At 76.9% G+C, this 3739-nt stretch carries 3 protein-coding genes; all 3 read right to left on the reverse strand.

Annotated features, from left to right (window positions below; translation table 11 throughout):
• Positions 1–1161 (reverse strand): glycosyltransferase (locus tag ACIWVC_RS26325; protein ID WP_396454713.1); only part of this gene is annotated, 1161 nt, incomplete at its 3' end.
• A gap of 129 nt (positions 1162–1290) precedes the next feature.
• A complete protein-coding gene (locus ACIWVC_RS26330; protein ID WP_396454714.1) occupies positions 1291–2772 on the reverse strand; it encodes a sensor histidine kinase in 1482 nt (493 codons plus the stop codon).
• The gene (locus ACIWVC_RS26335) at positions 2769–3515 is read right to left on the reverse strand and encodes a response regulator transcription factor (protein ID WP_396454715.1); all 747 of its coding nucleotides are present in this window, start codon (positions 3513–3515) and stop codon (positions 2769–2771) included. The genes ACIWVC_RS26330 and ACIWVC_RS26335 overlap by 4 nt, the downstream gene beginning before the upstream one ends.
• Positions 3516–3739: the final 224 nt, after the last annotated feature.

Here is a 3739-nt window from a genome sequence, read left to right on the forward strand (position 1 = left end):
GGCGGCGGCGTTGGCGGTGACGAGCGCGGCGGCCTCCACGGCGCGGGACGCGCCGGGCGCGGCGGCGTGCAGGGCGGCGAGGCCGCCGGTGGACAGGGCCAGGGCGAGCAGGAACGCGGCGCCGCCTTGGAGCTGGTGGCGCGCGGCGCGGCGGGCGCCGGTGACGCCGAAGGTGAAGCGCCGGTTGGCGGCGGTGTTGCCGATGGTGGTGGCGGTCAGGGACACGGCGTTGGCCCACAGCGGCCCCATGACCGTCCGCAGCGCGGCGAACAGGGCGACCTGCGCGAGGGTGCTGGCGGCGCCGATGGCGGCGAAGGCGGGCATCTGGCGTCCCATCCCGGCGGGCAGGGCGGGCGCGGGCCGGGCGGCGGGGGCGCGGAACGCGCCGGTGAGCATGCGGCGGGCGACGCGGGCCATGCCGCGCAGGTCGTCGAGGGCGGTGCGCAGCACGTCGACGCGGCTGTCGGGGTCGTCGACCCAGTCGACGGGGACCTCGTGGATGCGCAGCCCGTTGCGTTCGGCGAGCAGCAGCAGCTCGGTGTCGAAGAACCACGCCTCGTCCTGCACCGCGGGCAGCAGCGCCTGGACGGTCTCGGTGCGGGCGGCTTTGAAGCCGCACTGGGCGTCGGTGAAGCGGGCGGCGAGGGCGGTGCGCAGCAGCAGGTTGTAGCAGCGGGAGATGATCTCGCGGCGGGGGCCGCGGACGACGGCGGAGCCGCGGGTGAGGCGGGACCCGATGGCCAGGTCGCTGTGCCCGGAGATGAGCGGGGCGACCAGCGGCAGGAACGCGTCCAGGTCGGTGGACAGGTCGGCGTCCATGTAGGCGACGACGTCGGCGTCGCTGGCGCCCCACACGTGCCGCAGCGCGCGCCCGCGGCCCTTGTCCTCCAGCCGGACGGCGCGCACGTGCGGGAGCCTGGCCGCCAGGTCCTCGGCGGCCGGCCAGGTGGCGTCGGTGCTGGCGTTGTCGGCGACGGTGATGCGGAACGGGTAGGGGAACGTGGCGGCCAGGTAGGCGTGGAGGCGTTCGACGCCGGCGGCCAGGACGCGTTCTTCGTTGTGGACGGGGACGACCACCTCGACCAGCCGCCGCCGGTCCCCGCGGTCGTGGCGGGGCGGCGGCTCGGCGGGCGTGCCCGGTTCGGTGATGAGGCGACTCATGGGGCCGAGGTTCGGCGGCGGCCGTGGGAGGCAGGTGAGGCGCCGATTAACGCGCCATGAGAAACCGCGGGGCAGCGCGGCCCGGCAGCGCGGCCCGGCGGGGACGGTCGGCGGGGACGGTCGGCGGGGTCAGTCGGGGGGTGCGGGGGTGCCGGGGAGGCGGACGCGGGCCAGGGTGCCGCCGCCGGGGGCGGGTTCGAGGGTCACTCGGCCGCCGGTCTCGGCGACGACGCGGGCGACGATGGACAGCCCGAGCCCCGAGCCGGGCAGGCTCCGCGCGGACGGGGACCGCCAGAACCGCTCGAACACGTGCGGGAGGTCCTCGGCGGGGATGCCGGGGCCGCGGTCGCGGACGGTCAGCTCCCCGCCGGCGAGCCGGACGGTGACGGTGCCGCCGGGCGGGCTGAACTTGACGGCGTTGTCCAGCAGGTTGACGACGGCGCGTTCCAGGGACGCCGGGTCGCCGTGCACGTACCAGGGGTCGGCGCGGGATTCGACGGTGAGGCCGGGGCCGCGCAGCCGGGCGCGCGCCACGGCGCGGGCGGCGACGTCGTGCAGGGCGACGGTCTCGCGGGCGGGCCGCGCGTCGGCGGGCCGGGCCAGTTCCAGCAGGTCGCCGACGAGGCTGGACAGCTCCCGCATCTGCGCCTTGACGCCGGTGAGCAGGGTGCGGCGGGCGTCGGGGGGCAGGTTGCGGCCGGTGGCCTCGGCGCGCAGCAGCAGGTCGATGTTGGTGCGCAGGCTGGTGAGGGGGGTGCGCAGCTCGTGCCCGGCGTCGGCGATGAGCTGCCGCTGCCGTTCGCGGGACGCGGCCAGCGCGGCGGTCATGGCGTTGAAGGAGCGCGACAGGCGGGCGATCTCGTCGGTGCCCTCCGCGGGGATGCGGGTGGCGAGGTCCTCGGTGCGGGCGATGTGCTCGGCGGCGCCGGTCAGCTCGTCCACCGGCCGCAGCGACGCGCGGGCGATCGCCAGGCCGGCGGCGGCCGACACCAGCACGCCCAGGGCGGTGACGGCGGTGAGCAGCAGCGCGAGGTTGTCCAGCGGCCCCTCGACCTCGTCCAGGGAGATGGCGTAGGACACCGCGGCCTGGGTTCCGTCCGCGGCGCGGAAGGAGCGGGTGAGGACGCGGACGTGGTCGGTGCCGCCGCCGGCGGTGGTGCCGGTGCCGTCGTGGTAGGCGTGGCCGCGTTCGCCGCGGGCGACTTCGACGTCCTGCGCGGTGACGCGCAGCGCCCCGGAGCCGGGCAGGGTGCAGCGCCGCCCGTCGGCGGTCACCGCCTGGGTCATCTCGAAGGGGCCGGGCGGCGGGTTGAGGCTGGCGGAGGGGTCGTGGGAGCAGCGGGCCAGGGCGTCCTCGATCCGCTGGGCGGCGCCGCGGAACGGGCGGTCGTGCTCGGGTCCGGGCGGCCCGCCGGTGGTGGCGGCCAGCCGCCGGTCGAGCTCGGTGTAGAGCTGGTTGCGGGTGAGCAGCCATCCGGCGGTGGCGCAGGCGGCGACGGCGAGCGCGACGGCGGCGGCGGTGAGCAGCGCCAGCCGGGTGCGCAGCGTGAGCCGCCGGGTCACCGGGGCCCGGGCCGCGGACGCCCGGGCGGCCGGCGCCGCCCGGTTCATGGGGACGCCGCCGCGCGCAGCACGTACCCGACGCCGCGGACGGTGTGCACGAGCCGCGGCAGCCCGCCTGCCTCGGTCTTGCGCCGCAGGTACATCACGTACACGTCCAGGGAGTTGGAGGCGGGTTCGAAGTCGAACCCCCACACGGTCTCCAGGATCTGCTCGCGGGTGAGGACCTGGCGGGGGTGGGCCAGGAACATCTCCAGCAGCATGTACTCGGTGCGGGTCAGCTCGACGGGCCGGCCGGCGCGGGTGACCTCGCGGGTGAGGGTGTCCATGCGCAGGTCGCCGAACGCCAGCACGGCGCCGGTGCTCCCGGCGGCGGCTCCGGCGGGGGTGGGCGCGGTGTTCATGGCGGCGCGGCGCAGCAGGGCGCGGACGCGGGCGAGCAGCTCGTCGAGTTCGAACGGCTTGGCCAGGTAGTCGTCGGCGCCGGCGTCCAGGCCGGTGACGCGGTCGCCGACCATGTCGCGGGCGGTGAGCATCAGCACCGGCATGGTGGCGCCGAGGGCGCGCAGCCGGCGGCAGGCGGTCAGGCCGTCCATCCGCGGCATGAGGACGTCCAGGACGACCAGGTCGGGGGCCCGCCGTTCGACCTGGTCGAGCGCCGCGACGCCGTCGGCGGCCCCGGCGACCCGGTATCCCTCGAACTCCAGGCTGCTGGTCAGCGACTCGCGGACGGCGGGTTCGTCGTCCACGACCAGGATCCGCGCGGGCCCGGCTCCCCGGGTGTCGGGCTGCATGCACACACGGTAGACAGTGCCGGTGGGCGGCCCGTCCGCCGGAGGCGGTTTCTCATGGTTCTCTCAGAATGTTCTGAGCGCCGTTTCAGGACCCGGGCGGCGTGTCCGCCCCCGCGCCGGCCCCTGCGCCGGCCCCTGTGCGGGCATCTGTGTCGGCCTGGGTCTCCGCGGTGATCTCCACGGTGGCGCGAGCGGTGGCCTCGGCGGTGGCCTCGGCGGTGGCC

The organism is Actinomadura sp., assembly GCF_044508335.1.
GTDB lineage: Bacteria > Actinomycetota > Actinomycetes > Streptosporangiales > Streptosporangiaceae > Spirillospora.